Here is a 26323-nt window from a genome sequence, read left to right as displayed (position 1 = left end):
GGCGGAGTCAGCGGATGTCGCTGTCGCCTTCCAGCAATTTTCGCGCAACGATGACGCGCATGATTTCGTTGGTGCCTTCGAGGATCTGGTGCACGCGCGTGTCGCGCACCAGGCGCTCGAGCGGGAACTCGCTGAGGTAGCCGTAGCCGCCGTGCAGCTGCAGCGCGTCGTTGCAGACATTGAAGCCCGCATCGGTCGCGAAGCGCTTGGCCATCGCGCAATAGGTGCTCGCATCCGCATGGCCCGCGTCGAGCTTGCTGGCGGCCAGCCGCACCATCTGCCGCGCGGCGACCAGCTCGGTCGCCATGTCGGCCAGCTTGAACTGCAGCGCCTGGAAGCTCGCGATCGGCTTGCCGAACTGCTGGCGCTCGTGCAGGTAGCGGCGCGCCGCGTCGAGCGCGCCCTGCGCCGCGCCCACCGAGCAGGTCGCGATGTTGATGCGCCCGCCGTCCAGGCCCTTCATGGCGATGCGAAAGCCCTCGCCTTCCTTGCCCAGCAGGTTCTGCGCCGGCACGCGCACGTTGTCGAAGTTGATGGTGCGCGTGGGCTGGCTGTTCCAGCCCATCTTGTGCTCCTTCTTGCCGTAGCTCACGCCCGGCGCGTCGGCCGGCACCGCGAAGGCCGAGATGCCGCTGGCGCCCGCGCCGCCCGTGCGGGCCATGAGCACCAGCACGTCGGTCGAGCCGGCGCCGGAGATGAAGGCCTTGTTGCCGTTGATCACGTACTCGGCACCTTGCAGTTCGGCGCGCGTCTTCAGCGAACCCGCGTCGGAGCCCGCGCCCGGTTCGGTCAGGCAGTACGACGCCAGCTTGCGCCCGCTCGTGAGGTCTTCGCCCCACTGCTGCGCCACCGCGTCGGTGGCCCAGGTGCCGAGCATCCACGTCGCCATGTTGTGGATCGTGATGAAGGCCGTGGTCGACGGGTCGACCGCGGCCATTTCCTCGAACACCAGCGCCGAGTCGAGCCGCGGCAGGCCCAGGCCGCCGATGCGCTCGGGCGCGTACAGGCCGCAAAAGCCCAGCTCGCCGGCCTTGGCGATGGCCTCGCGCGGAAAGACCGCCTCGGCGTCCCACTGCGCGGCGTGCGGTGCGAACTCGGCCTGCGCGAAATCGCGCGCGGTCTGTGCAAAGGCGTTCTGTTCTTCGGACAGTTCGAAATTCATGGTTGACGACCCTTCCAGAGGTCCAGTTCGGCGGTGCGTTTGCGGGTCGATTTTTCCAGGCACGCGTTGAACACCAGCGGCCAGATCGAGCCGCCTTCGTTCGCCTTCGCGGCCCGCTTGCACCCCGGGTCGCGGCCCTTGAGCCAGGCCCGCTGCTCGGTGCGCAGCGCGACGCGCATCTGCGGCGAGAGCGTCTTCATCACCTCGCCGTAGCGGATGTTGAGCTCGGCGTCGGCCGCGCGGAAATCGCGCAGCGCGCAGTCGTTCATCTGCTGCTGGTTGCCGTTGGGGTTGCAGTCGACCGGCTCGTCGGAGCCGGCCGCCTGCGCCCCGCCGGCCAGCAGGGCAAGCGCCGCCGCGGCGGCCCAGGCTGCGACGCGAAGCCCCTGCCTCACTTGAGGCTGATCGTGGTGTTGACGCCGTGCGAGACGGTGCTGTCGTCGAACCAGCGTGCCGTCACGGTCTTGGTCTGCGTGTAGAACATGATGACCTGCTTGCCGTACGGGCCCAGGTCGCCGAGCTTGGAGGCGCGCGAACCGGTGAACGAGAACATCGGGACCGGCACCGGGATCGGCACGTTGATGCCGACCTGGCCGACGTCGATGTCTTCCTGGAAGCGGCGCGCCGCGGCGCCCGACTGCGTGAAGATCGCCGTGCCGTTGCCGTTCGGGTTGCTGTTGATCAGGTCGATGGCTTCGTCGATGGTCTCGGCGTCGGCAATGCACAGCACGGGGCCGAACACTTCCTGTTCGTAGATCGTCATGCCGGGCTTCACGCCGGTGAAGATCGTCGGGCCGACGAAGTTGCCCTTCTCGTAGCCGGGCACCGTCGGCTTGCGGCCGTCGAGCACCAGCTTGGCGCCATCGGCTTCGCCGCGTTCGATGAGGCTGTTCACGCGGTCGTACGCTGCGCAAGACACCAGCGGGCCCACGTCCACGCCCTTTTCAGTGCCCGCACCGATCTTCAGCGTCTTGGCCTTCTCGATGAGCTCGGGCACCCAGTTGCGCGCCTCGCCCACCAGCACCGCGACCGACACGGCCATGCAGCGCTGGCCCGCCGCGCCGAAGCTCGCGCCGGCCAGTGCGTTGAGCGTCTGCTCCTTGTTGGCGTCGGGCATCACGATGGCGTGGTTCTTCGCGCCCATCATGCATTGCGCGCGCTTGCCGGCCAGCGTGGCGCGGTTGTAGACGTGCGTGCCGACCTTGGTCGAGCCCACGAAGCTGACCGCCTTGATGTCCTTGTGGTCGCAGATGCCGTTGACGACGGCTTCGCCGCCGTGCACCACGTTCAGCACGCCCGGCGGCACGCCGGCTTCGAGCGCCAGTTCGCACAGGCGCATCGTGACCATCGGGTCTTGCTCGGAAGGCTTGAGCACGAAGGTGTTGCCGGTGACGATGGCCATCGGGAACATCCACAGCGGGATCATGGCCGGGAAGTTGAACGGCGTGATGCCCGCGCACACGCCCAGCGGCTGCAGCAGCGTGTAGGTGTCGACGCCGTTGGCCACGTTGTTGGCCAGCTCGCCGAGCTGCAGGTTGCCGATGTTCGAGGCGTGCTCGACCACTTCGAGGCCGCGGAACACGTCGCCTTCGGCGTCCGGCAGCGTCTTGCCCTGCTCGGCCGTGAGGATCGCGGCGAGTTCGCCCATGTTCTCGCGGATGAGCTGCTGCAGCTTCAGGAAGATGCGGGCGCGCGCGCCGAGGGGGGTCTTGCGCCAGGTCTTGAAGGCTTCCTTGGCGGAGGCCACGGCAGCGTCGAGTTCAGCCTGGGTGGCGAAGGGCACGCGGGCCAGCACCTGCTGCGTGGCCGGGTTGACGACGTCGCGCCATTCGGTGGTCTTCGATTCGACGAACTTGCCGCCGATGAGCAGCTTGACGGTGGCGACCTGCGTCGAGGGGGTGGTGGTGGCGTCCATGGGGGTTTGTCTCCTGTGAATACGGGACCGGTTCGAACCGGTGCAGCCGGCATCCTAGCTTTGCAGATTTGCCATGACAATAGACAAATATGCGTCATCGCTTTGCAAAAATGCAAAGCACCGCACGCCACCCTGCACGAGGCCGCACGCACATGGACTGGGACAACCTGCGCTACTTTCTCGAACTCGCCCGCTCGGGCACGCTGATGAGCGCGGCGCGCCGGCTGGAGGTCGACCACACCACCGTCGCGCGGCGCATCCAGGCGCTCGAAAAGGAGGTGGGTGCGCCCCTGTTTTCGCGCGAGGCCGGCGGCCACCGGCTCACCGAGGCGGGCCGCCGGTTGCAGCCGCAGGTCGAGGCGATGGAGAGCGCCTTCCAGGCCGTGGAGAGCACCGCGCCGGCCTCGCAAGAAGGCTTGTCGGGGCTGGTGCGCATCGGCGCCACGGAGGGCTTCGGCACGGTGGTGCTGGCGCCGCAGCTGGCGCTGTTCGCGGTGCAGCACCCGAAGCTCACCATCGACCTTCTCGCGATGCCGCGGCTGGTGCACCTGTCGCGGCGCGAGGCCGACATCGTGATCTCGCTCGAACGGCCGGCGCGCGGGCCGGTGGTGGTCACCAAGCTCACCGACTACACGCTGCGCCTGTACGCGTCGAAGCAGTACCTGGCGGCGCACAAGCCCATCAAGACGCGCGAAGACCTGCGCGGCCACACCTTCATCAGCTACGTGGACGACCTGCTGTTCAGCAAGGAGCTGCAGTACCTGGACGAACTGCACCGCCCCGACAGCTTTGCGCTGCGCAGCACCAGCGTGCTGGCGCAGCACCGGGCGGTGGCGGCGGGTGCGGGGATTGCGGTGCTGCCGGCGTTCATCGCGCAGGACGACCGCGCGCTCAAGCCGGTGCTGCCGGACGCGGCGAACTTCACGCGGACCTTCTGGATGTCGATGCCGGCGGAAACGAAGCACCTGGCGCGCATGCAGACGGTGTGGGAATTCCTGCGCGCGACGGCCACGGCGCAACAGCAGGTGCTGTTGCCCGACAGCGCGGCGAACGCCAGGTGACCGGCTCGCGCGCTCAGGAAAACAGGCGCTTCAGGAACCCAGGCTTGGCCGCCGGCGCCGGCGCCGCGGCCTTTTCGAGCAGCTCGATCAGCCCCTCCACGCGCGGCTTCTTCAGCCGGCGCGCGTAGTCGAGGTAGCTCTCTTCCTCGTCCATGCGGTAGAACTGCGGCGGCATCGGCAGTTGGCCTGGCAGCGCCGCCAGCAGCACGCGCAGCGCGTCGAGCTGGTTCATGCGGATGGCGCTCATGATCGCGGTCTCGCCGAGCGAGGGAATGATCTCGTTGGGCTGCGCGAGCCCGCCGTCGAGCAGGGGCTGGATCGCCGCTGCATCGCCTGCGACCGCCGCCGCGCCCAGCGCCTCAAGCGCTGCCAGCTTCTCGGGCGAGAGGCTGGCCAGGTAGGCGTCGCTGCGCTTGTCGTCCTCGTCGCGCGCGTCGCCACCCTGCATGACCATGAAGTCGGTCACGAGCGCCACGGGCTCGCCCGCGGCGTCGAGCGCCCAGAAGCTCGGGTAGCTGCCGTCGCCCCAGCCGGCGCTGAAGATCAGCACGTTGTTCGCGCTGCCCGCGCCCAACGGGTAGTGATCGGCGATGTCGGCCGAAGCGAGGTCGGCGCCGAGCACATCGTCGTAGTAGCTCACGTACTCGGGGTTGGTGGCGGACTCGCGCGCCTCGCGCTCGGCCATGGCCTTGGCGCCGTCGGCGTCCATGAAGCAGCCGACGCCGGCATCGACCGGGTAGCCATAGAACTCGTCGCTGCCGAGCTCGTCCTGCGATTGCCCTTCGAGCAGCGCCGCCTCCCAGTGCAACTCGCTCGCCTGCAGACTGCCTCGCTCACGCAGCCACAGCACGGCCAGCGCATGGCGGCCGCCGCCTTGCAGCACCTCCACGGGGAATGCGCCGCGCCCGCTCACGCTGCGAACAAAAGGCTCGCGCTCGGGCTGCACCAGTGGATCGCAGGCCACGATGCGGCCGCTCGTGATGTTCAGGGCCCCGCAAGGCTGGCGCTGCAGATGCCGTGCGCGCAGCGTCTCGCCGTCAAGAAAAATGCTCTGGAGGTTGTCGATGTCTAGATAGGCCATGCGCCCAGTTTCTCATCCCCCGGCAGCGGCAGGCCACACCGGCGGATGGCTGCCCGGCGGCATCGACGGCCGCGGCCAGGCGGCCGGCGTGCGCGACAGCTGCGCGCCGTGGCGCACCGCGGCCAGTTCGCCGAAGCCCGAGGCCGAGGTCTCGACGTACGGCGCGACATCGGCCCGCGCGATCGACAGCCCGCCGTCCACGCGGCCCAACCCGCGCAGCCACTGCCCCGTCTGCGCCAGCGACACCTGCACATGCCAGCTGCCGCCCTCCTGCTGTTGGCGCCACAACGCCGCGGCGGCACCGAGGGCGATCAGGTAGCCGCTGGCCTCGTCGAGGATCTGCATCGGCATCGGGCGCGGCTTGCCGTCGCCCGCGGCCTCGCCTTCCGCATGGTTGAAGCCCATGGCGGTCTGCACCAGCGAATCAAAGCCGCGCCGATCGGCCCACGGCCCCTGCGTGCCGTAGGCCGTGAGCGAGACGCAGACGATGCCCGGCCGCTCGCGCGCCAGCGCCTCGGGGCCGAAGCCCAGCGCCGCGATGCCGCCGGGGCGGTAGCCCTGCACGAAGACATGCGCGTCGGCGACGAGGCCGTGCAGCACGGCGCGGCCTTCGTCCGTGCACAGGTCCACGTGCGTCGAGAGCTTGCCGCGGCTGGTGTCGGCGATGGATTCGATGTTCGGCAGGTTCGGTGAATTGACCAGCATCACGTCGGCGCCATACGCCGCCAGCGCCCGGCCGCCGACCGGCCCCGCGAGGATGCGTGTGAGGTCGAGCACGCGCAGGCCTTCGAGCGGACGCTGGTCGCCCCGCAGCGGCGGCAGCGCGCGCGGCGGTGCGTCGCCGATGCGCTCGATGGTGAAGAGCGGCTGCGCCGCCACCGCCTGCCCGTGGGGCGAGGCGTCCCATTCGTCGAAGCGGCGCAGTGCGGTCGCCACCAGGCCTTGCGCGGCGGCGGCCGATTCGAAATCGATCGCGCGCCAACCGGCCATCGCGGCCTCGGCGTCGGCGCGCGTGGCGCTGGTCGGGTCCAGCTTCATGAGGCGCAGCGCGCCTTCGCGGTGGTGCTTGAAGTTGGCGTGGATGCGCACCCAGCCGTCGGCGCAGCGGTACACGCCCGAGAAGGTGTCCCACAGATCGGGCACGCGGCCGTCGAGGCTGAACCAGCCCGTGCAGTCGAGCGCGGCGTGCAGCGTGTCGACCGCCACCTCTTGCCGCGCCACGCCGCGCCGGTGCCCCAGCTCGCAGGCCGCGAGCGCGGCGGCGGCGATGCTGGCCTGCGCCGCGAGGCCGACCGCGAAGGACGACGGCAGCACCGGGTCGGCGCCCGTGAGCCGCGCGAAAGCCAGCGCCTCGGCGGGCAACCCCGCCAGTTGCCAGAGACCGGCCAGGACTTCTTCACTCGTTGCCATGCGTCGCCCCTTCAGGGAAGGAAAAAAAGAAATGAAAAAGGCAGGGTCCGCTTGCGCGGCCCTGCCCTTGTTGTTGTCGTTGCGTTCGCGACCTTGTGCCGATGGCTTACTGGATCAGCTTCGCACCGGTCTTGGCCTGCAGCGCGTCGAAGCTCACGCCCGGCGCCAGCTCGATCACCTTGAGGCCTTCAGGCACGACGTCCATCACGGCCAGGTCGGTGATGATGCGATCGACCACACCCACGCCGGTCAGCGGCAGCGTGCATTGCTCGAGGATCTTCAGGTCTTCGGTGCCGTCCTTCTTCTTGGCCACGTGTTCCATCAGCACGATCACGCGCTTCACGCCGGCCACGAGGTCCATGGCGCCGCCCATGCCCTTGACCATCTTGCCGGGGATCATCCAGTTGGCGAGGTCGCCCTTGGCGCTGACCTGCATGGCGCCGAGGATCGACAGGTTGATCTTGCCGCCGCGGATCATCGCGAAGCTGTCATGGCTGCCGAAGATGGCCGAGCCGGGCAGCGTGGTGACGGTCTGCTTGCCGGCGTTGATGAGGTCGGCGTCGACGTTGTCTTCGGTCGGGAACGGACCGATGCCGAGCATGCCGTTTTCGCTTTGCAGCCAGACTTCCTTGGTGCCGGTGTGGTTGGCCACCAGGGTCGGAATGCCGATGCCGAGGTTGACGTAGAAGCCGTCTTCGAGTTCTTGGGCGGCACGGGCCGCCATCTGGTCTTGGGTCCAGGGCATCTCAGGCTCCTTCTTTCTTGTTGACGGCCTTCACGGCCGATTCGCTGCCGGCGGCGGCGGCCTGGGCGATGGCGGTCTGGGCCTCGACCTTGGCGGCGGCGGCATCGACCGAGGCGCTCACGGTGCGCTTCTCGATGCGCTTCTCGGGCGTGGCGTTGAGCACCAGGCGGTGCACGTAGATGCCCGGCAGGTGGATGTCGTCGGGGGCCAGCTCGCCCACTTCGACGATCTTCTCGACCTCGACGATGCAGACCTTGCCGGCCATGGCGGCGGCGGGGTTGAAGTTGCGCGCCGTGAGGCGAAAGCGCAGGTTGCCGGCCTTGTCGGCCACGTCGGCCTTGACCAGTGCCACGTCGGGCACCAGCGAGTGCTCCATGACGTAGGTCTCGCCGCCGAACTCGCGCAGCTCCTTGCCTTCGGCCACTTGCGTGCCCACGCCGGTCTTCGTGAAGAAGGCGGGAATGCCGGCGCCGCCGGCGCGCAGCTTCTCGGCCAGCGTGCCTTGGGGCGTGAATTCGAGGGCCAGTTCACCGGCCAGGTACTGGCGCTCGAACTCCTTGTTCTCGCCCACGTACGACGCGATCATCTTCTTGATCTGGCGCGTCTCGAGCAGCTTGCCGAGGCCGAAGCCGTCGACGCCCGCGTTGTTCGAGATGACGGTGAGGTTCTGCACGTCGGAATCCTTCAGCGCGTCGATCAGCGCTTCGGGAATGCCGCACAGGCCGAAGCCGCCGACCGCGAGCGTCTGCCCGTCGGCCACGACCCCCTTGAGTGCCGCGTCTGCGGAGGGATAAATCTTGTTCACTCGGGCTCCTTGATGGGTGGTGGAGAGTGGGTGGGAAAGGCTTCAACGATACTACCTACTCGTATACGTAGTATTTCGTAATGGTGACACCCGATGCCCGAGATCGATTACCGGCTGGCTTTTGAACATGCACCCGTCGGCATGGTGGTCTCGAGCAACCGCACCATCGTCGCCTGCAACCAGCGCGTGTGCGAAATTTTCGGCGCGGAGCCCTCTGCATTGGTCGGGCATTCGTTCAGCATCCTGTACCCCAGCGTGGCGGAGTTCGAGCGCATCGGCAAGCGCATGGAGCCCTTTTTGAACGCCAGCGGCCACTACGCCGACAACCGCATGATGAAGCGCCTGGGCGGGCTGCACGGTGCGCTGGCCGGGGAGACCTTCTGGTGCCACGTCACCGGCCATGCGATGAACCGCGCGGCGCCGCACGAAGCCGGCATCTGGACCTTCGAGGACCTGGGTTCGCGACGCGCGGTGAAGGCGGAGCTCACGCCGCGCGAGCGGGAGGTGGCGGCGCAGGTGATGCGCGGGCTGACTTCCAAAGAGATCGGGAAGGCTCTGGGCATCAGCCATCGCACGGTGGAGCTGCATCGGGCGCGGTTGATGCGCAAGTACGCGGCGGCGACGACTGCGGAGCTGGTGCAGAAGTTGATTGCGGGGTGATTCCTTCAGGGCGCGTGCACAGGCCACCGGGTACTTCCCTCCGCGAATGTCCCCCGGGGCTTCGCCCCTCCTCCTTGATTTCGCTGCGGGAAGCACCCAGTGTCCTGCGCACACCGAGTGCGGTCGTGGTGCGGGGCGCGCTAGAGCACCATCTCCATGCGGACCAGATCCCGCAGCGGAATGCCGTTCTGCTTCGTCGCCTTGCCCCAGCGGCGCACGAAGTAGTCGACGTCGACCCCGACGATGCGAAAGCCGAAGCGCTGGTAGAAGGCCAGCTCGCGCAGGCTGCTGTTGCCTGTGCCGACTTCGAGCCGGTGCGCGCCGCGCTGCCTGGCAAGAGCTTTCGCCTTCTTCAGCATCGCGGTGCCGATGCCCTGGCCCTTGTGGGCTTCAGCCACGGCGATGTTCATGATTTCCCACGTGTCGACGCGCGTGGCCATGAGCACCATCTGGCCGACAACCTCGCCGGCCTGTTCGGCCAGCCATTGCTCGCCGCGCAGCAGGTACTTTTCGATCTCGGGGCGCGGGCCGTCCGCGTCGAACAGGAGCGGCCAGGGCACGGCGTCCGCCGGGGTGGCCGTGCGCATCGTCAAACCCTTCATGCGAGTGTTTCGTTCTTTCCGTTGCATGACTCCATTCTGAGTTCTGGGCAGAAGTTCCCTGCCAGAGGCCCCGGATCGTTGCGAAAACGGAAACGCCGTGTCGACAAAACCCATGCGCCATCGCCCATCGAGAGGCCTATCGTGGAACCCACGCGAACACACCGTTCGCCCCACACAGGAGCAGACACCATGTCCACACCCCTTCATTCGGAAAAGAACCTCCTTCAGCAAACCAGGCTGTCCGTGGCCCAGGCCCGCGCGCTGGCCGGGCACCAGGTGCCCGTGGCGCTCGGCCTTGCGGCGGTGATCCTGTCGGTGCTGGGCGTCAAGCCCTGAGCCTGGCCGGGGGCCTTCACTCCGGCTTGATGTCGGCGCCCTTGATCACCTTCGACCAGGCTGCGAGTTCCTGGTCGACGAACCTGCCCAGCGTGGCCGGGTCCATGTAGGTCGCGAAGGCGCCCTGCTCGTCCACCTTCTTGCGGAAGGCCTCGCTCTCGACGATCTTCCTGATCTCGGCGCTGAGCTTGTTCACCACCTCGGGCGGCGTCTTCGCCGGGGCGAACACCGCGAACCACGACTCGACCTCGTAGCCCGGCAACCCGGCCTCGGCCGAGGTCGGCACGTTCGGCATCGACGCGTGCCGCTTGCTGCCGGTGTACGCCAGCGGCTTGATGCGCCCGCCCGCGAAGTGACCGATGACCGAGGGCGGCGTGGTGATGAAGATGTCGACATTGCCCGCCACCAGGTCGTTGATGGCCGGCCCCGAGCCCTTGTAGGGCACGTGCGTGGCCGGCTGCTTGGTCTGGCGCGACAGCAGCTCGCCGGCGATGTGCTGGATCGAGCCGTTGCCCGACGAGGCGTAGAACAGGCCGCCCTCCTTCTTCCTGCCGTACTCGATGAGTTCCTTCATCGAGGTCACCGGCAGCTTGCCGCTCACCGCGACCACATGCGGCGCGCGCATCACCATCGCCACCGGCACGAAGTCCTTCGTCGGGCTCCAGCGCAGGTTCGGGTACAGCGACGGGTTGCCGACGTGGTAGCCCGAGTACTGCAGCAACAGCGTGTAGCCGTCGGGCGCGGCGCGGGCCACGAACTCGGTGCCGATGTTGCCGCTGGCGCCGGGCTTGTTGTCGACCACGACCGGCTGGCCCAGCGCGCGCTGCAGCGGGTCGGCGACCAGCCGCGCCATGATGTCGGTGGAGCCCGCGGGTGCCGTGGGCACCACGAAGGTCAGGGGTTTGGAAGGCCAAGTGTCGGCGTGCGAGGCGGCAGCGGCCAGCGCGAGGCCGACCGCGAGCAGGCGGTGAGCGGGGTTCATGGGTTTGTCTCCGGTGGTTTTTGTGGACTGTCTTCGGGCGGCGGGCTTTAGGACGCCAGCTCCGAAATCTCGATGAGATTCAGGTCGGGGTCGCGCACGTAGACCGAGCGGATGCGCGACGTGGCGCCCGTGCGCATCACGGGCCCTTCGAGGATCGGCACGCCCTGCGCTTGCAGCCGCGCGACGACTTCTTCGAGCGGCACGCTTGCGATGAAGCACAGGTCGAGCGAACCGGGCGTGGGCAGTTCGGCCTTGGGCTCGAACTCGTGACCCTTCACGTGCAGGTTGATCTTCTGGTTGCCGAAGCGAAAGGCCTTGCGGCCGGCGCCGAAGGTTTCCAGCGTCATGCCCATCGTCTCCACGTAGAAGCGGACACAGGCTTCTTCGTTGGCGGTCGTGAGCACCAGGTGATCCAGGTGGTCGATCATGCGTTCTCCTTCTTGATGGGGCGCGCCTTTGCGCGTTCGACGATGGCGTTGAAATCAGCCGGCGGTGCATGCCGCGTCAGTCGGTGACCGGCACGCGAGACCTGACTCGACAGTTCGTGCTGCACGAGCGATTCGAGTTCAGCCGCTGCGCCGATCAGGCCATCTAGGTCCATGCCGGTGTCGTAGCCCATGCACTGCAACATGTGGACCACGTCCTCGGTCGCGACGTTGCCCGTCGCGCCCGGCGCATAGGGGCAGCCGCCGATGCCGCCGAGCGACATGTCGAGCCGATCGAGGCCCGCTTCGACTGCCGCGATGGTGTTCGCCAGGCCCATGCCGCGCGTGTTGTGGAAATGCGCCGTCCATTCCAGTGCCGGATGCCGCGCACGCACGGCCTCGCACACCGCTTGCACCTGCGTCGGATAGGCCATGCCCGTGGTGTCGCACAGCGTGAGGCCCTGCACGCCCAACGCCGCGAAGCGGTCGATCCATCCGAGCACCGTTGCCAGCGGCACCTCGCCTTCCATCGGGCAGCCGAACACGCAGGAGAGCGACACGTTCACCGGCACCCTCGCCTGCCTCGCCAGCGCGATCACCTCGGCCAGTTGCGCGAACGACTGCTCGCGCGTCATCCGCAGGTTGCTGAGGTTGTGCGTCTCGCTGACCGACATGACGATGTTGAACTCGTCGATGCGGCTTTCGAGTGCGCGCTCGGCGCCGCGCACATTCGGCACGAGCGCGGTGTAGACCACGCTAGGCCGGCGCGCGATGCGTTGCATCACTTCTTCGCCATCGCGCAGCGCGGGAATGGCCTGGGCCGAAGTGAACGAAGTGACCTCGATCTTGGCGTAGCCGAGCGTGCCGAGCCGGTCGATGAGCGCGACCTTGTCGTCGGTGGGAATGAAGCGGCTTTCCATCTGGAAGCCATCGCGCGTGGCGACCTCGTTGATGAACAGCCGCGTGCCGTTGCCGGTTTTCATACGGCCTCGCTTTCCACGCCACGCACCGGCCAGCCCGCGCCCTGCAGGTCCGCCGTGTGTTCACCCAGCCGCGGCGCCGCATGCGCGATGCGCCCCGGCGTGGCGCTGAGCTTGGGCACCACGCCCGGCACCTTGAGCAGCGCGCCGTCGGAGCCGCGCGCTTGCACGATCATCTCGCGCGCCAGGTACTGCGGATCGGTCGCGATGTCGGCCACCGTGTAGATGCGCCCGACCGGCACGCCCGCCGCGTCGAGCACGGCCAGCACCTCGTCGCGGCTGCGCTGCAGGGTCCACGCTTCGATGGCGGCGTCGATCTCTTCCACACGCAGCACGCGGCCGTCGTTGTGCACGAGGCCGGGGTCGGTCTCCAGGTCCGCGCGGTCGATGGCGCGCATCAGGCGGCGGAAGATGCTGTCGCCGTTGCCCGCCACCAGCACGTAGTGGCCGTCGCTGCAGCGGTAGGCGTTGGTCGGCGCGATCCCCGGCAAGGCGCTGCCGGCCCGCTCGCGCACGGCACCGAAGGCGTCGTACTCGGGCAGCAGGCTTTCCATCACGTTGAAGACCGATTCGTACAGCGCCACGTCGATGAACTGGCCCTCGCCGCCGTGGGCCGTGCGGTGGTGCAGCGCGGTGAGCACGCCGATCACGCCATGCAGCGCGGCCAGCGTGTCGCCGAGCGAGACGCCCACGCGCACCGGCACCCGGCCGGGCTCGCCGCTGAGGTAGCGCAGCCCGCCCATCGATTCGCCGAGCACGCCGAAACCCGGCTTGTCGCGGTAGGGGCCGGTCTGCCCGTAGCCCGAGATGCGCAGCATGATGAGCCGCGGGTTCAGCGCATGCAGCTGCTCCCAGCCCAGGCCCCAGCCTTCGAGCGTGCCGGGCTTGAAGTTCTCGATGAGCACGTCGGCCTCGAGCGCCAGCGCGCGCACGGCCTCCTGCCCTTCGGCGCTGCGCAGATCGAGGCACACCGAGCGCTTGTTGCGCGACTGCACCTCCCACCACACCGAAGTGCCGTCACGCAGCAGCCGCCACTTGCGCAGCGGGTCGCCGACGCCGGCAGGCTCGACCTTGATCACGTCGGCGCCGAACTCGGCGAGCGTCTTGCCAGCGAACGGGCCGGCGATGAGCTGGCCAAGCTCCAGCACCTTCAGGCCTTCGAGTGCGTTCATCTTTTCTCTGTCTCCAGGTGGGTTGCCCCGACTCTAGGAACAGATGGCGACGAACGGAATTGCTCGGATGGCAGCAGGCCTTCGCGAAACGCGAAGCCCCCTGCGGTGCGCCCTACTTTTTCTTCAGCGTGGACGCAGGCCTGGCAACCACCGGCGGCTCGGCCGGCGTCTTCACCCAGCCGCGCAGCATCACGCCCAAGCAGATGCCGGCCGCGAAGATGAGCCAGTACACCCACGAAGGCAGGTTCTCCACCCCGCTGTGCAGGTTCATGCCGAAGGCCGCGCCGACGGCCATGAGCGGAAAGGTCAGCGCGGCGATGGTGTTGAGCTTGTGCTGCGCACGGCTCATCTCGAGGGCCGAGTGCGCCTGCGCCTCGGCGGCGCGTGCGAGCCGGTAGTCGAGCGACATGCGCGTGTCGGCCAGCAGCAACTCGAAGCCGCGTGCGATCTCCACCGCGAGGTCGCGCTGGTCGATGAGCATCAGGTCGCCCTTCACCGCATCGCGCGCGGCCTGCAGGGTGTCCTGCATGTTCCGCGCGGCGCGGCTGAGCGGGATCAGCGGGCCGAGGATCTGGAACAGGTCTTCCGAGGTCTCGGCGGCCTGGTGGCGGATCTCGAAGGTGCTGAACGCCGCGCGGTAGCTTTCGAGCAGCTTGGCCAGCGCACGCTCGCCGGGGTTGTTGCCCTTGTGCAGCCATGCGCCGTCGGGCTTGCGCAGGAACACGATGGGCTTGCGCTCGGCGCCGGTGCCCGAGGGCGGCTCGTGCAGGATCACCATCAGGTGCTCCTGCTCGTGGATGATGCGCTGCGCACCATAGGTGCTGCCGCCCAGCCGCTGCTGCATGGCGGCGGGCAGTTCCCAGTCGTAGTCGATTCGTCTTGCCATCAGGGGGCCTGCAGTTCTTTCCACAAGGTGTCGAATTCGTCCGCGAAGCGGCGCACCAGCGACGGGTCGTTGCTCAGCACCAGGTTCTCCTCGTTGTACTCGCAGGCGCTGCGGGTCCAGTTGTAGCTGCCGTTGAGCAGCCGCGCGCCGTCGAAGATCGCGAACTTGTGGTGCATGTGGGCCTCCGTGCGGTCCACCGCCACCGGAATGCCGGTCGCGCGCAGTTGGCCGACGTCGCTGCCGCGGTCGTATTCCTTGTCGTTGTCGGTGATGAAGCGCACCGTCACGCCGCGCCGGTGCGCCGCCAGCACCTCGGCGGTGATGCGGTCGTCCGAGAGCGTGAACACGCACAGGTCGACCGCGCGCTTCGCCGTTCGCAGTTGCTGGTTGATCGCCTGCAGGCAGGCGGTGCCCGGGCTGAAATAGGCCTGCGAGCGCACCGTGACGCTGTCGGGCGAGCGGCCCGTGTCGATCGCGCGCACCACGCCTTCGAGCCACTTGAGCAGCGACAGCTGCTCGGGGTCGGCGGTGCGCGAGCGCACAAGGTCGAAGGCGCGGTTGCGCAGCTGGCGCAGGCCGTCTTCGGGGGGCGAGGCTTCGCGCAGGGTGTGGACCAGCACGCGGCGCTCGTCGTCGCTCAGGCGCGCGTCGGCCAGGGTGGCGTCGAGTTGGGCCAGCAGTTCGGGCAGTGCGGACATCAGTGATCCTTGTCGGCTTTGGGCGGGGATGGCGGCGGTGGCACGCGCTTGGGCGCGGCCCGCGTGGCCTGCACCTCGGCCGCGAGGCGCTCCATGTCCTGCTTGATCGAGCGGTCGAGTTCGAGCCGACGTTCGGTGGCGGTCACCAGCGGCAGGATCAGCTCACGGTAGGTGACGGCGATCTGCAGCATCGCGTCGGCCAGGCGCTGGCTTTCACTCGGTCCCTCGGCCGGCGGCGTGGGCTCGGGCTTGAGTGCATCGACCGCGCGCGCCACGTCGAGCATGCTGCTCGCGATGCGCTGGCTGCCGTCGACGTCGGCGCCGCCGAGCTTGCGCTGACGCACGAACTCGTCGCAGATGGCGGTCCAGCGTGCGCTCTCCTCGGCCGTCGGGCTGCCGAGCAGTTGCGCGAGGCGCAGCAGGTTTTCTTCCGCGCCGGTGGTCAGCGTCTGGGCCTCGCCGCGGTAGTGGTCGCGCAGCAGTGCGTCGAGCTCGTCGTCGCGCATCAGCGGCGTGATCTTGCCCGCGAGCTTGGTCATGTTGCGGTAGCTGCCTTGCAACTTGAACGGCGGCGCGACACGGTAGGTTTCCTGCTGCGCGGCCGATTCGATGTACGCGAGGTTCACCTTCAGCAGCAGGTCGCGCGCACGGAACAGGCGCTGCAGCAGCGCCTTGATCTCTTCCAGCTCGACCGAACTGTAGGCGTGCGAGAGCGCGCTGCTCGGCACGTCGTGGCCCTGCGCCATCTTCACCAGCAGCTGCACGTCCTTCGGGTCGCGCGAGGCCAGCGGCATCAGCGTGGGGTTGGAGGTCAGGCTGTTCTCGATGTACGAGAGCGCGAACGCCGCCTCGCGACCCGAGAGCACGTCGCCCAGGTTGTAGATGTCGGCGCGGTTGGCCAGCATGTCCGGGATCTTGAACACGTCGCCCGACTCGGTGTACGGGTTGCCCGCCATCACGATCGCGAAGCGCTTGCCACGCATGTCGTAGCTGCGCGGCTCGCCGTTCCATACGCCCTCGATGCGGCGCGTGCCGTCGGCCAGCGCGATGAACTTCTGCAAAAACTCGGGGCTGGTGTGCTGGATGTCGTCCAGGTACAGCATCACGTTGCTGCCCATGGCCAGGCCCAGGTTGAGCTTTTCCAGCTCCTGCCGCGCGGCGCTGTTGGGCGCGTTCACCGGGTCGATGGCCGTGACGCCATGGCCCAGCGCCGGGCAGTTGATGCGCACGAAGATCAGGCCGAGGCGGTCGGCCACGTACTCCATGAGCGTCGTCTTGCCGTAACCGGGCGGCGAGATCAGCAGCAACAGGCCCATGCGGTCGGTGCGGCTCCCCTCGCCCGCCGAGCCGATCTGCTTGGCGAGGTTGTCGCCGATGATGGGCAGGTACAGCTCGTCGATCAGCTGGTTGCGAACGAAGGTCGACAGGGGCTTGGCCTGGAACTGGCTCAGCTTGAGCCGCGCCTTCTCGCGTTCGAGCAGCTCGTGGCGCAGGCTGTGCAGCGCCTCGTAGCCCGGCACCGCGTGCAGGGTGTGGAACAGGAAGCGGCGCCAGAAGTCGTTGAGGTTCAGCGTGAGGCGCCCTTCGGCGACGCGCGGGTGTTCGCCACGCAGACCCTCGACGGTGCGGTCGAGCGCCGCGTTGACGCGGGTGCGCTGCAACGGCATGGCCAGCACGCTGGCCGCGTCGTCGGTCCAGTCGACCGATTGCGGCGCCTGATGCGTCGCGTAGGCGCGCACCCAGTCGCGCGCCAGGCGCCAGCGCTCGGCGGGCGGTGCGGCATCGAGGTCGTGCTGCCACGCATCGCGCCGGCCGCCACGCTCCAGCTCGCGCAGCAACGCCGCCGCGAGGTCCTCGCCCGCGCCCGACACGGCCCAGGTCTCGCCGCCATGCGGGCCGGCGAGTTCGCGCACGAGGTACGCGGCGGCCTGGTCGCACAGGGTGTTCACGCGGCCGTCGTGCGCGTCGCGTGTTTCGTCGTTTGCGGTGTCGGCCACAGGCAGCAGGTCGGGCACCACGTCGCGGGCGAAGTGATTCAAGGCACGCGCGATATCGCCTTCGAGCTGCTCCAGCGCATCGCGCCGGCCGAACAGCGCCAGCATCTGCATCGCGGCCCGTGCGCGGCGCAGCATCGACTCGCGGTGTGCGATCAGGTGGCCGTGCTGCCAGTAGAGCAAGGCCAGCGCGCGTTCGGTCGGGCCCCAGGCGAGCAGGCCCGCCTGGTCCTGCATGCCGACGAGTGCCCCCAGCAGCCGCATCGCGTCGTCGTCGTGGATGCCCTTCTGATAGCCCTCCTGGTAGCGCGCCGCAGCGAAGCGGCGAACCATATCAAGCAGCTGCGGATGCAGCGGGTCTTCGGCCAGCAAGGTGAGCACCTCGGCCCAGCTGCGCTCGGTCTTGCCGTCGAGCAAGGCTTCCAGCAAGCGACCGGCGAGGTACTCGGCGCGCGACAACTCGGGGGTCTCCGACACCAGCGACTGGTTCCAGTAGCGCTGCAGCGGCAGCAGCCGGGGTTCATCGACCGGGCTCTGGTAGTCGGTGCCCGTCACCTGATAGGCCATGCCCTCGTCGCGGGCCACGAGTGTCAGGTCGACCGGCTGGCGGTGCACGGTGAAGGCGTGGCGGCCCAGGCGCAGCGTGTCGCCGCCCTCGCTCACCAGCTCGCGCTTGTCGCGGATGGAACGCAGCGCCTGGTCGCGCGCGGTCTTCAGGCGCGTGTCGAGCTCGTCGGCCGGCACCGCGGCGCCCAGCGTGCGCAGGTCGGCGATCAGCGTGTGCAGCTTGCCGATCATCGGGTCGGCCGCGAAGTAGCTGTGCACCTGCGTCAGGTCGCCGAACTGCGCGATGCGGCGCGGAATGCCGTCGAGGATGCGCCCTGCCGCGTCGACCACGCCCTGCGCGCGGCGCTGGCGGGCGTCGACCAGGCTCTGGCGTCGCGCGGACAGCGCTTCGTACACGGTCTCGCGCTTTTCGGCGATGTCGGCCAGGAAGTCTTCCTGCTCGGCGAAGCGGCCTTCGATCTCCTCGAGCTGGGCCAGCAGGCGTGTGAGCGCGTCGTCGCACTTCTCGGGCGTGTCGGCGAACTCCAGCGCGTTCTCGACCGCTTGGCTGAAGAGCTTGAACTGCGCGCCGAACTCGGCACGCGCCTCGGTCGCGCCCAGCGACTTGCGCCGCGCGCGTGCGTCGGCACGCATGCGGTTGATGTCGGCGTAGATCAGCGAGATGCGGTCCAGGATCGACGTGCGAATCACCGCGTCGCCGCCCGGCAGGCTGCCCAGCTGCTCGGTCAGCAGGTCGAGGCCGGCGGCTTGCTCGTCGAGCGTGGCGAGCATCTGGCCGAGCGCGGGCGAGGTGGCCAGGTTGGGGAGTTCGAGCGCGAGCTTGTCCAGCGCCTGGCGCTGGCCGTGGAAGGCCGTGTCGGCCGCCAGGAACTGCATCGCGCGCTCGCCGATGCGCTGCTGCTCGACCTCGAGCGCGGCGTCCATCGCGGCAATACGCGGCAGGTCGGCATAGCGCAGCTCCTTGAGCATCTGCAGCGCGCCGCGCCGCTCGCGCAGCCGGCCCAGCGCCTTCACGAAATCGTCGGGGGCGCGCCAGAGGGTGCTGGCAATGTCGACCAGCAGCGCGTGCTGCTCGTCTTCCGCGCGGGCCAGCGCGCGCGCGGTTTCGCGGCGGATGGTGTCAACTTTTTCGAACTCGGCCAGCGTGCTGCGCGCCACCTCGGCGATGCTGCGCAGCTCGCCCATGAGGCCGGTGGCCTCGGGCGCGTCGAGCCAGAAGTAGGCGTCGCTCACGCGGGTGCACTGGCGGATCAGGTCTTCGTAGGCGGCGCGCGTGGGCGCCTGCTCGCGCACCGCGCGGGCGATGCCCATGAGGTCGCTCACGCCGCGCACCAGCTCGGCGTTGCCGATCTTGCCGAAGAAGCCGGTGGCGGGCGGCTGCGCGCTCACGTGCTCTTCGCTGGCGAAGGGCGTCTGCCACAGCTGCATCGGGTGCACGCGCGTGGGCTCGACGTCGTCGCCGTTGAACACCAGCATGCGGCCGTCGGCAAAGCGCGCGTAGCCGTTGGCGATGATCGGCGTGGCGAGCTTCTTGTCGATCAGGTTGTAGTTGAACAGCGCATAGCGCCCGGGCTTCGGGTCGTAGAAGACATAGGCCACGTCCTCGCCGTTGGGCGAGCGCAGCATGCGCTTGAAACGCAGGTTTTCCACCACCTCGGCCGGCAGGTCGAAGCGCTTGTACTCGCCCGACTGCAGGTAGTAGCCACCCGGAAAGATGATGCCGTGGTCTTCGGGCAGTTGCACGCAGGAGCCGCCGATGGCGTCAATGCGCTCGACCTGCTGCGTGCGGATGTTGAACACCAGGTAGCGCGTGACCTGCTCGCGGTAGGGCTTCACGCGCAGCAGGATCAGCATGCCCAGCTTGGCCCAGGCGATCTCGGCGTCGGTGAGCGACTGGCTCTTGTCCTCCACCGGCTCGCTGTAGATGCCCAAGCCGGTCTCGGTGTTGTTCTCGATCTTGACCGTGAGGTCGCCGCCCAGCGTCTCGACGAACACGGTGTCGAGCACGTTCACGTGCGGATGCTTGCCGCCCACGTGGTCTTCGCGCGTGGCCACGGTCCACTCGAAATCGTGGCTCGCAGGCAAGGCGATGTCGCGCTCGCCGCGGTTGTCGATGTAATTGATGCTGCCGTCGCGCTCGATGGCCCAGCGGAACACGCGCACGTCGTGCAGCTGCTGGCCGATCTGGAACGAGGCGAGCAGCTTGTCCTGCGTGACGCGCAGCTGCAGCAGCGTGGCCTGCTTGTAGTAGGCGTAGAGCTCGCGAAAGTCGGAGGCGAAACGCGCGTCTTCCAGGAAGGTGCCGGCCAGCGGCACGGGCTGCAGCTCGTCGTTCTCGGTGGCGGCTTCGCCCGGCGATGCGAGCCGGTACAGGCCGAACACGTCGCCCACGGCCGTTTCCTTGCGCAGGCCGATGAAGACGTTGTAGCCGAACAGCAGCAGGTCGCCGATGCGCACGATGTCGCGCGCCACGGCGTTGTTCTCGGTGCGTGCGCGGGTGCGCAGGATCAGCGCCTGGTCGGAGCGGCCGAACTCGGCCAGCCGCTGCTCGTTGAGCGCCTGCGTCTTCTTCAGCAGGCCCTCGCCCTGGGTTTCGAGCCGCTTCTTCAGCAGGTCGTAGCTGCCGCTGCCGGAGACCAGCGCTTCGGTTTGGTCGATGGGGGCCTGGGCGCCGGGCGGCGCTGCGGTGTCGTCGGTGGGTTGCATGGATCGGCGCGGTCAGTCCGCGCGCAGCAGTGCGAGCAATTCGTCGCGGTGAGGCTGGGTGTCGAGCCAGGCGCGGATGCGGTCCAGCTCGTCGATGCAGTCGTCGCCGTAGCGGCGGCGCAGCGCGGCCAGGCGCGCCTCGCGCACCTCTTCGGTCTGCAGCCGGCGCTGCCAGCCGTCGGACAGCAGCTCGTCGAGCCGGCCGGCCAGGCCGCGGCTCACGAGGGCGCGCCATTCACCCTGGTCGAACCAGAGGTTCTGGCAGGCGACGCAGCGGTCGATGCGGAAGTCGGGCCCCGCGCTCACGCGCAGGCGCTGCATCAGGCGCTCGCATTCCGGGCAGTGGCGCACGGCGGCGATGTCGAACACCTCGATCACCTCATCGTCGACCTCATGCGGCACGCGCTTCGGGTCGGCGGCCTTCCAGCTGCGCCAGTCGTCCATGTCCATCACCATGCCGTGGCAGTCGCCGCACTGCACGCCGAGCAGGGCTTCGGCGAGCGCGACGGGCTGCATCGCGGCATGGGCGGTGCAACTGCACTTCAGGTTCGGGTTCATCGCGCGCCCCCGGCTCAGTTGCGGAAGGAGGAGATCAGGTTCTGCAGCGCCGACTTCTGGCTTTCGGTGCCGTCGTTGGCGATCTTGCTCATCAGCGAGGCGACGCTGAGGTTCTGGATTTCGCCCGACGAATTGCCCAGCGCGCCGACGATGTCGCGCAGGTCCTTCACCACGTCGCGCTCGCCCGAGAGTTGTTCCTTGAAGGCGACCTGCACCGCCTGGCTCTTGGAGATGACGCCGTCGATGCCCTTGCCCACGGAGAGCGAGCGCACGAAGCTGTCGAAGTAGTCGCCCGAGCCGCCCACGATGTCGATCTTGGCGTTGGCGAGTGCCGTGCCCAGCACGTCGGCCTGTTCCTTGGCGATGGAGGTCTGCGCGTCGATGCCCTTCATGGTTTCGATGTGCGACTTTTCCAGGCGCATGCGGAACTCTTCGTGGTCGCGGGTTTCGGGGCTCATGGACTTCATGGCCTCGAACTTCTCGTGCAGGCCCTTGGCCTCGGCGTTGAAGCGCGCTTCGATCACCTGCGCATCGGCCTGGCCCGACTTGAGCGTGGCCTCGGCATCGGCCGTGCGCACGTTGACTTCGGCGAGGCCGAGCTTTTCCTTGCCCGAGGCCTCGGCCTCGAACTTGGCACGCATGCCGGCCGCTTCGGCCTGCGAACGGGCCTCGATGACCTGCGCGTCGGCCTGGCCGGCCTTGAGGATCGCGTCGGCATCGGCCTGGCGCACATGCACGTCGGCCAAGCCCAGCTTTTCCTTGCCCGAAGCCTCGGCTTCGAAGCTTGCCAGCTTGGCCTGGGCCGTGGCGATTTCGACCTTGGCAGCGGCCAGGCCCGGTGCGGCGGAAATGGCTTCCACGCCCTCGGCTTCGCGCTTCTTCGATTCGGCGTCGCGCTCGGCGACCTTGAGCTTGGCGTCGGCCAGCGTGAGTTCTTCGGCGGCCTTGTGGCGGGCGCGCTTCTCTTGCGTTTCGGCGGCCTTCACGTCGAGCACCATCTTCTCTTCGGCCTGGCCTTCGGCCATGATCACGACCGACTTCTTGGTGCGCTCGGCTTCGGCGACCACGCGCAGTTCCTTGATGGCTTCTTCTTGTTCGGCCACGGTGCGCTCGACCACGATGCGCTCGCGGATCACGTCGGCAATGGCCTTCTTCTGCACTTCGACGGCCTTGTCCTTCTCGATGCGCTGCAGGGTCACTTCCTTCTCACGATCGACAATTTCGAGGTCGCGAGCACGCGTGACCTTTTCTTCCTCGATGGCCACCGCGCGCTTGCGGTTGTTCTCGGCCACTTCCTTTTCGCGCTGCACGTTCTCCTGCTGCACCGAGACGGATTGCTCGGCCATCAGGCGCGCGGTTTCGGACTTGGTACGCTCTTCGGACTGGATCTTGGAGGTTTCGGCTTCTTCGCGGGCGCGCACGCTGGCAATCTCGCGCTGCTGGCGCGCGGTGGCATCGGCCTGCTGGCGTTCGAGCTCGAGCAAGGCCTCTTGCGTCTCGACGTTCTTCTTCTTGATCTGCATTTCCTCGTTGCGGCGCAGTTCGTTGGTGCGCACATGCTCGACCGCCGTGAGTTCGGTGATTTTCTTGATGCCCTGCGCATCGAGGATGTTGTTGGCGTCGAGCTCCGACAGCGGGGTCTGCTCGAGGTAGTCGATCGCGGCGTCTTCGAGCACGTAGCCCGAGAGGTCGTTGCCGATCTGGCTGATGATCTCGTCACGGAAGCCGTCGCGCGCCTGGTACAGGTCGACGAAGTCCATCGACTTGCCCACCGTCTTGAGCGCTTCGGAGAACTTGGCGGAGAACAACTCTTCGAGCGTCTCGTGGTTGGAGGCCCGCGCACAGCCGATGCCCTGCGCCACCTTCAGCACGTCGTCGGCGGTCTTGTTGACGCGCACGAAGAACTTCACCTTGATGTCGGCGCGGATGTTGTCGCGGCAGATGAGGCCTTCGTTGCCGGAGCGGTCGATTTCGATGGTCTTGACCGAGATGTCCATCAGCTCGGCCTTGTGGATGATCGGGTAGACCATGCGGCCGGTGAAGGTCACCTCGGGCTCGGCGCGCAGCGTGTTCACGATGAGTGCGTGGCCCTGTTCGATCTTTCGATAGAACTTGGCGAACATCGCGAACAGGCCGAGGATGACGACGGCCAGTATGACCACGGCGAAGATGATGGGCTCCATTTTTTCTCCAGATGCTTTAAGAGCGAGCGAACGAACTTGGGTGAGGGATGCGCGCGGGCAGAAGGTGTGAATGAATCCGTCGTGGCCGATGAGCGGACATGGCGGGGTCGTTCACGCCTTCTCAGACGATGTCTTCGTGCGCCGCGATGAGGTAGCGCGCGGCCACCTCGTCGTATTCGAGGATGAGCGCGTGCGAGCCGCGCTTGAGGGCGTTGGGCGTGGGCGCCCAGACGCGGATGTTGAGGCTGGCGCCGCGGCGCGCCACTTCGGCGCGGCCGTCTTTCTCGTTCACCACGCCGGTGACGACGCGGCAGACCTGGCCCACCAGCGCCGCATTGCTCACGGCCGTGTGGCTCACGAAGAGGCCCTTGAGCGGTCGGATGGCCACCGCCGTCACCGGGATGGCAAGGGCCGCGCTGGCCACCAGCAGCACCGTGCCGGCCACCAGCTTGAGCACCATCGTCGGCACCAGCGGCAGCAGCCACTCGCCGCCCAGGCACGAGAGCGTCCAGGCCACGAGCACCAGCAGGCTCACGGCCACCGAGAACGGCACGCCGTTCAGGCCGAAGGCGACCACGTAGCTCGCGATCTGGCCCATGTCGCTGGTGTCGCCGTCGGCATGCGTCTGCAGGTCGACGTCGATCCCGCTGCTCTCGAAGTCGACCATGCCGACCACCGCGAGCACCCAATAGATCACCACGACGCCGAGCAGCACCGTGTAGATCGCGGTGGGGTACCCCGTCACCGCTCCCATGAAATCGCCCATTGATCCTCCCGCGTGCGGGTTGGTTGTTGTTCTCTTTTCTTCTTACCTGCCGCCCGGCTTCTTCGTGCCGGTGTTCTTCTTGTTCGCCTTGCCTGCAAAGGCAATCAGTTCGCGCGTGGCCCTCTCCTTGATGGCCAGACGGTCGTCGGGTGACAGACCATACCGCGCCGCCAGGAATTCGTAGTCGGCCGTGTTCAACGACACCGTGAGACGCGGCCGCTTCGGCTTCGAGGTGGTCGCCAGGCCCAGCACCTGCCGGATCTGGTCGGGCGTGGACACGTGCTGCTCGAAGGCCGCGGTGCGCACGGCCTCGAGCACGGCCTCTTCCACGTCGAAGGCCACCTGGACCGCGCGGATCGCCTCGTCCGAGCCCTGCCAGCGTACCGGCTTGACCCGCACCATCGTCACTCCTGAACCGGCTTGGACGGTTCGGACGGCTTGGCCTGCCGGGCGCGGATGCGCTCCATCACCTTGCCGGTGCGGTCGGCGTCGTTGCCGATGCCCGCCGCGGCCAGCTTCTTCTCGAGCGCGCTGTGGCCGAATTCGTCCTCGAGCTGCTGGCCCGCCGCCATGCGGTCCGACAGGTCTTCGTGGCGCGAGCGGATGCGCTCCAGCGACTCGCGCGCGCTGGCAAGGCGCGAGCCACCGCTGCCGATGTTCTCGGAGATCGACTGCGTGGCGCGGTAGACGCTCTCGGTGGTCTTGGCGATGCCGATCTCGCGCTCGTGCTCGCGAATGCGCGCCTCGGCCGACTTGATCAGGTCCTTGAGCCGCGACACCTGCAGCGCGTACGAGGCGTGGGCCTTGGCCTGCTCCTCGAGCTCCTGCTCGAGCGTGCCGACCTTGGCCGCCACATCGAGTGCGAGGCCTTCCTGGGTCTTGTTGAGCGCTTCGAGCGCCAGGCCTTCGTAGCGCGCGACCTCGCCCTTCAGGCGTTCGATTTCGCGGGCCGACTGCATCTCCTTGGCCATCACGCCGGTGAGGTCGCCCTTGGCCTTCTCGATGCTGTGCTTGGCGTCGATGATTTCCTGCTCGTAGATGCGCGTGGCATTGCTGTCGATCACGCTCTCGCCGATTTCGCGGGCGCTGCCGCGCAGCAAGGTGACCAGCTTCTTGATGACTGTCATGGTGATCTCCGCTTAGTTCAGGAATTCGGACAAGGCGTCGAGCGCATCGAGCGCGTTGTCGCTGAGCACGGCCACTTCGCGTGCGATGTCTTCCACGCTCGCGTTGCGCCCCAGCGCCCCCGTGAGCACGTAGCGCCCGCCGACGCGCCCGAAGGACGACAGCGGCACCGACGGGTTGAGGTCGAGCAGCGATTCGAGCAGCTCGGTGCGCCGCGCGGGCTTCACGTCTTCTTCGGTCCAGAGGTAGCAGATGCAGATGATCTGCATGTCGGAGCTGGTGACGAAGATCGGCAGCTCATCGCGCCCCTCGATGCTCACCTGGACCACCGGCGTGCTGCCCGGAATCGGCTGCAGCTGAACAGACAGCCCGCCCATCGCGGCACCGGCCAGCACATCGAGGCCTTCGAGTTGATCCAGCAGTGATTGCATACCTCTCCTTTGGGTTGTCTACCGTGGGAAGCGCGCGATGCTTCGATGGATTCACTATAGGTGCAGCGACATAACATGTCAAAAATTCTTTTAACCCGTGCGCATGACTTTCGGCACTGGCGCGCTCTCTAGAATCCGCCGATGGCCAGCACCATCAACCCCGCGCGTGTCGATTTCGTGACGCTGCGCCTGTTCTGCGCCGTGGCGCAGTCGGGCAGCATCACCAAGGGTGCGGAGGCGTGTCACCTCGCGCTCTCGGCGGCGAGCCGGCGCCTGTCCGACTTCGAAGCCGCCACGGGCTCCAAGCTGCTCGAACGCAGCGCCCAGGGCATCGCGCTCACACCGGCCGGGCATGTGGCGATGCAGCATGCGATGCGCCTCTTCCAGGGCTTCGAGCAGTTCAGCAACGAGCTGGGCGACTACGCCAGCGGCGTGCGCGGCCATGTGCGGCTGTGGGCCAACATGTCGGCGCTGACGGAGTTCCTGCCGACCACGCTGGCGGCGTTCCTGGGACAGCATCCCGATATCCGCGTCGAGGTCGAGGAGCAGCTGAGCGGCGACATCGTGCGCGCGCTGGTCGATGGCCTCGCCGACGTCGGCGTATTCGCCGAGAACACGCCCGCCTACGGCCTCGACGTCGCGCCCTTCCAGACCGACGAGCTCGTGGTGCTGTGCGCCCGGCCGCACCCGCTGGCGCGCCTGCGTGCGAAGCAGGTCGACTTCAAGACCTGCCTGGCGCACGAGTTCGTGGGGCTGAACCGCAGCAGCTCGCTGCTCGAGCTGACCTCGCGCGCGGCCGAGCAGGCCGGCATTCCGATGCGGCTGCGCGTGCAGGTGCGCAGCTTCGATGCGATGTGCCACATGATCGCGGCCAACCTCGGCATCGGCGTGGTGCCACTCGCCGCCTGCAAGGCGCAGGTGGCCGCGCTCGACCTGAAGGTGGTGCACCTGAAGGACGCGTGGGCCACGCGGCGCCTGCTGATGGCGACGAAGACGGGCGCGGCGCTGACGCCGGCGACGCAGCTGCTGGTGCGGCAGCTGCTCGCCTCGTCGAACTGACGACCGGCCGGGGC

25 protein-coding genes are annotated in these 26323 nt (G+C 68.0%); 4 read left to right on the top strand and 21 right to left on the bottom strand.

Translation table 11 applies throughout. The annotated features are described in order from the left end of the window. Positions 1–7: 7 nt before the first annotated feature. From AC1RL8_RS11495 to AC1RL8_RS11485, 3 genes are read right to left on the bottom strand one after another with little or no spacing between them, the layout of a single operon-like run. Positions 8–1162 (bottom strand): acyl-CoA dehydrogenase family protein, encoded by a 1155-nt coding sequence (locus tag AC1RL8_RS11495; RefSeq protein WP_070059332.1) that lies wholly within the window; start codon positions 1160–1162, stop codon positions 8–10. Beyond that, the gene (locus tag AC1RL8_RS11490) at positions 1159–1557 is read right to left on the bottom strand and encodes a lysozyme inhibitor LprI family protein (protein ID WP_492685360.1); all 399 of its coding nucleotides are present in this window, start codon (positions 1555–1557) and stop codon (positions 1159–1161) included. The genes AC1RL8_RS11495 and AC1RL8_RS11490 overlap by 4 nt, the downstream gene beginning before the upstream one ends. Next, entirely contained in the window at positions 1554–3077 is a 1524-nt protein-coding gene (locus AC1RL8_RS11485) for a CoA-acylating methylmalonate-semialdehyde dehydrogenase (RefSeq protein WP_492685359.1), read from the bottom strand. Before AC1RL8_RS11485 ends, AC1RL8_RS11490 begins: the two co-directional genes overlap by 4 nt. Before the next feature lie 152 nt (positions 3078–3229). Between AC1RL8_RS11485 and AC1RL8_RS11480 the strand changes: the two genes are divergently transcribed. After that, a complete protein-coding gene (locus AC1RL8_RS11480; protein WP_062476442.1) occupies positions 3230–4138 on the top strand; it encodes a LysR family transcriptional regulator in 909 nt (302 codons plus the stop codon). A gap of 13 nt (positions 4139–4151) precedes the next feature. On the opposite strand, the gene AC1RL8_RS11475 is transcribed toward AC1RL8_RS11480, so the two are convergent. The 4 genes from AC1RL8_RS11475 to AC1RL8_RS11460 form a co-directional block, all read right to left on the bottom strand. Further along, on the bottom strand, positions 4152–5219 hold the full coding sequence (locus AC1RL8_RS11475) for a DUF4241 domain-containing protein (RefSeq protein ID WP_492685358.1): 1068 nt from the start codon (positions 5217–5219) through the stop codon (positions 4152–4154). Between the two features lie 12 nt (positions 5220–5231). Next, complete coding sequence (locus AC1RL8_RS11470) at positions 5232–6629, bottom strand: CoA transferase (protein WP_492685357.1); 1398 nt, start codon at positions 6627–6629, stop codon at positions 5232–5234. A 106-nt stretch (positions 6630–6735) separates the two neighbouring features. Continuing rightward, positions 6736–7374 (bottom strand): 3-oxoacid CoA-transferase subunit B, encoded by a 639-nt coding sequence (locus AC1RL8_RS11465; protein WP_070059338.1) that lies wholly within the window; start codon positions 7372–7374, stop codon positions 6736–6738. A gap of 1 nt (position 7375) precedes the next feature. Then, a complete protein-coding gene (locus tag AC1RL8_RS11460; RefSeq protein WP_492685356.1) occupies positions 7376–8179 on the bottom strand; it encodes a CoA transferase subunit A in 804 nt (267 codons plus the stop codon). 93 nt (positions 8180–8272) lie between these two features. Between AC1RL8_RS11460 and AC1RL8_RS11455 the strand changes: the two genes are divergently transcribed. Then, on the top strand, positions 8273–8839 hold the full coding sequence (locus AC1RL8_RS11455) for a LuxR C-terminal-related transcriptional regulator (RefSeq protein ID WP_062476432.1): 567 nt from the start codon (positions 8273–8275) through the stop codon (positions 8837–8839). A gap of 140 nt (positions 8840–8979) precedes the next feature. Here AC1RL8_RS11455 and AC1RL8_RS11450 read toward each other — a convergent pair whose 3' ends face one another. Beyond that, on the bottom strand, positions 8980–9441 hold the full coding sequence (locus AC1RL8_RS11450) for a GNAT family N-acetyltransferase (protein WP_492685355.1): 462 nt from the start codon (positions 9439–9441) through the stop codon (positions 8980–8982). Positions 9442–9630: 189 nt separating this feature from the next. Here AC1RL8_RS11450 and AC1RL8_RS11445 point away from each other — a divergent pair, with 189 nt between their 5' ends. After that, entirely contained in the window at positions 9631–9777 is a 147-nt protein-coding gene (locus AC1RL8_RS11445) for a hypothetical protein (RefSeq protein ID WP_167395007.1), read from the top strand. Positions 9778–9793: 16 nt separating this feature from the next. On the opposite strand, the gene AC1RL8_RS11440 is transcribed toward AC1RL8_RS11445, so the two are convergent. From AC1RL8_RS11440 to AC1RL8_RS11380, 13 genes are all read right to left on the bottom strand, one after another. Continuing rightward, complete coding sequence (locus tag AC1RL8_RS11440; protein WP_159272228.1) at positions 9794–10759, bottom strand: Bug family tripartite tricarboxylate transporter substrate binding protein; 966 nt, start codon at positions 10757–10759, stop codon at positions 9794–9796. Between the two features lie 47 nt (positions 10760–10806). Then, the gene (locus tag AC1RL8_RS11435) at positions 10807–11187 is read right to left on the bottom strand and encodes a VOC family protein (protein ID WP_492685354.1); all 381 of its coding nucleotides are present in this window, start codon (positions 11185–11187) and stop codon (positions 10807–10809) included. Continuing rightward, positions 11184–12167: a hydroxymethylglutaryl-CoA lyase gene (locus AC1RL8_RS11430; protein WP_492685353.1), complete on the bottom strand. Its 984-nt coding sequence runs from the start codon at positions 12165–12167 to the stop codon at positions 11184–11186. The genes AC1RL8_RS11435 and AC1RL8_RS11430 overlap by 4 nt, the downstream gene beginning before the upstream one ends. After that, positions 12164–13336: a CaiB/BaiF CoA transferase family protein gene (locus AC1RL8_RS11425; RefSeq protein ID WP_492685352.1), complete on the bottom strand. Its 1173-nt coding sequence runs from the start codon at positions 13334–13336 to the stop codon at positions 12164–12166. Before AC1RL8_RS11425 ends, AC1RL8_RS11430 begins: the two co-directional genes overlap by 4 nt. A gap of 112 nt (positions 13337–13448) precedes the next feature. Beyond that, positions 13449–14222, bottom strand: coding sequence for a hypothetical protein (locus AC1RL8_RS11420; RefSeq protein ID WP_492685351.1), 774 nt, complete (start codon positions 14220–14222; stop codon positions 13449–13451). Then, complete coding sequence (locus AC1RL8_RS11415; protein ID WP_492685350.1) at positions 14222–14920, bottom strand: phospholipase D-like domain-containing protein; 699 nt, start codon at positions 14918–14920, stop codon at positions 14222–14224. Before AC1RL8_RS11415 ends, AC1RL8_RS11420 begins: the two co-directional genes overlap by 1 nt. After that, complete coding sequence (locus AC1RL8_RS11410; protein ID WP_492685349.1) at positions 14920–20187, bottom strand: DNA repair ATPase; 5268 nt, start codon at positions 20185–20187, stop codon at positions 14920–14922. Before AC1RL8_RS11410 ends, AC1RL8_RS11415 begins: the two co-directional genes overlap by 1 nt. A gap of 12 nt (positions 20188–20199) precedes the next feature. Next, positions 20200–20745, bottom strand: a complete 546-nt coding sequence (locus AC1RL8_RS11405) for a TFIIB-type zinc ribbon-containing protein (RefSeq protein ID WP_492685348.1) — start codon at positions 20743–20745, stop codon at positions 20200–20202. 14 nt (positions 20746–20759) lie between these two features. Beyond that, entirely contained in the window at positions 20760–22928 is a 2169-nt protein-coding gene (locus AC1RL8_RS11400) for a flotillin family protein (protein ID WP_062476401.1), read from the bottom strand. Between the two features lie 121 nt (positions 22929–23049). Next, positions 23050–23694, bottom strand: a complete 645-nt coding sequence (locus AC1RL8_RS11395) for an OB-fold-containig protein (protein WP_095744901.1) — start codon at positions 23692–23694, stop codon at positions 23050–23052. A gap of 42 nt (positions 23695–23736) precedes the next feature. After that, entirely contained in the window at positions 23737–24096 is a 360-nt protein-coding gene (locus AC1RL8_RS11390) for a hypothetical protein (protein ID WP_062476395.1), read from the bottom strand. Between the two features lie 2 nt (positions 24097–24098). Then, on the bottom strand, positions 24099–24821 hold the full coding sequence (locus AC1RL8_RS11385) for a PspA/IM30 family protein (protein WP_492678311.1): 723 nt from the start codon (positions 24819–24821) through the stop codon (positions 24099–24101). A 12-nt stretch (positions 24822–24833) separates the two neighbouring features. Next, a complete protein-coding gene (locus AC1RL8_RS11380; RefSeq protein ID WP_062476391.1) occupies positions 24834–25250 on the bottom strand; it encodes a YjfI family protein in 417 nt (138 codons plus the stop codon). A 141-nt stretch (positions 25251–25391) separates the two neighbouring features. Between AC1RL8_RS11380 and AC1RL8_RS11375 the strand changes: the two genes are divergently transcribed. Beyond that, positions 25392–26309 carry a LysR family transcriptional regulator gene (locus tag AC1RL8_RS11375; RefSeq protein WP_354347730.1) on the top strand — a complete coding sequence of 306 codons (918 nt, stop codon included), beginning with the start codon at positions 25392–25394 and terminating at the stop codon, positions 26307–26309. Positions 26310–26323: the final 14 nt, after the last annotated feature.

It is taken from the genome of Variovorax sp. GW822-FHT04E09, from assembly GCF_058800845.1.
The sequence above is the reverse complement of the archived record's forward strand: the minus strand, read 5'-3'. Positions and strand labels throughout refer to the sequence as shown.

Coding starts and splice junctions, on each gene's coding strand:
- AC1RL8_RS11395 (WP_095744901.1), bottom strand. CDS start 23,694: ATGGGCGATTTCATGGGAGCGGTGACGGGGTACCCCACCGCGATCTAC.
- AC1RL8_RS11405 (WP_492685348.1), bottom strand. CDS start 20,745: ATGAACCCGAACCTGAAGTGCAGTTGCACCGCCCATGCCGCGATGCAG.
- AC1RL8_RS11435 (WP_492685354.1), bottom strand. CDS start 11,187: ATGATCGACCACCTGGATCACCTGGTGCTCACGACCGCCAACGAAGAA.
- AC1RL8_RS11425 (WP_492685352.1), bottom strand. CDS start 13,336: ATGAACGCACTCGAAGGCCTGAAGGTGCTGGAGCTTGGCCAGCTCATC.
- AC1RL8_RS11445 (WP_167395007.1), top strand. CDS start 9,631: ATGTCCACACCCCTTCATTCGGAAAAGAACCTCCTTCAGCAAACCAGG.
- AC1RL8_RS11415 (WP_492685350.1), bottom strand. CDS start 14,920: ATGTCCGCACTGCCCGAACTGCTGGCCCAACTCGACGCCACCCTGGCC.
- AC1RL8_RS11420 (WP_492685351.1), bottom strand. CDS start 14,222: ATGGCAAGACGAATCGACTACGACTGGGAACTGCCCGCCGCCATGCAG.
- AC1RL8_RS11495 (WP_070059332.1), bottom strand. CDS start 1,162: ATGAATTTCGAACTGTCCGAAGAACAGAACGCCTTTGCACAGACCGCG.
- AC1RL8_RS11385 (WP_492678311.1), bottom strand. CDS start 24,821: ATGACAGTCATCAAGAAGCTGGTCACCTTGCTGCGCGGCAGCGCCCGC.
- AC1RL8_RS11400 (WP_062476401.1), bottom strand. CDS start 22,928: ATGGAGCCCATCATCTTCGCCGTGGTCATACTGGCCGTCGTCATCCTC.
- AC1RL8_RS11375 (WP_354347730.1), top strand. CDS start 25,392: ATGGCCAGCACCATCAACCCCGCGCGTGTCGATTTCGTGACGCTGCGC.
- AC1RL8_RS11440 (WP_159272228.1), bottom strand. CDS start 10,759: ATGAACCCCGCTCACCGCCTGCTCGCGGTCGGCCTCGCGCTGGCCGCT.
- AC1RL8_RS11450 (WP_492685355.1), bottom strand. CDS start 9,441: ATGAAGGGTTTGACGATGCGCACGGCCACCCCGGCGGACGCCGTGCCC.
- AC1RL8_RS11380 (WP_062476391.1), bottom strand. CDS start 25,250: ATGCAATCACTGCTGGATCAACTCGAAGGCCTCGATGTGCTGGCCGGT.
- AC1RL8_RS11410 (WP_492685349.1), bottom strand. CDS start 20,187: ATGCAACCCACCGACGACACCGCAGCGCCGCCCGGCGCCCAGGCCCCC.
- AC1RL8_RS11390 (WP_062476395.1), bottom strand. CDS start 24,096: ATGGTGCGGGTCAAGCCGGTACGCTGGCAGGGCTCGGACGAGGCGATC.
- AC1RL8_RS11430 (WP_492685353.1), bottom strand. CDS start 12,167: ATGAAAACCGGCAACGGCACGCGGCTGTTCATCAACGAGGTCGCCACG.
- AC1RL8_RS11480 (WP_062476442.1), top strand. CDS start 3,230: ATGGACTGGGACAACCTGCGCTACTTTCTCGAACTCGCCCGCTCGGGC.
- AC1RL8_RS11470 (WP_492685357.1), bottom strand. CDS start 6,629: ATGGCAACGAGTGAAGAAGTCCTGGCCGGTCTCTGGCAACTGGCGGGG.
- AC1RL8_RS11485 (WP_492685359.1), bottom strand. CDS start 3,077: ATGGACGCCACCACCACCCCCTCGACGCAGGTCGCCACCGTCAAGCTG.
- AC1RL8_RS11455 (WP_062476432.1), top strand. CDS start 8,273: ATGCCCGAGATCGATTACCGGCTGGCTTTTGAACATGCACCCGTCGGC.
- AC1RL8_RS11465 (WP_070059338.1), bottom strand. CDS start 7,374: ATGCCCTGGACCCAAGACCAGATGGCGGCCCGTGCCGCCCAAGAACTC.
- AC1RL8_RS11475 (WP_492685358.1), bottom strand. CDS start 5,219: ATGGCCTATCTAGACATCGACAACCTCCAGAGCATTTTTCTTGACGGC.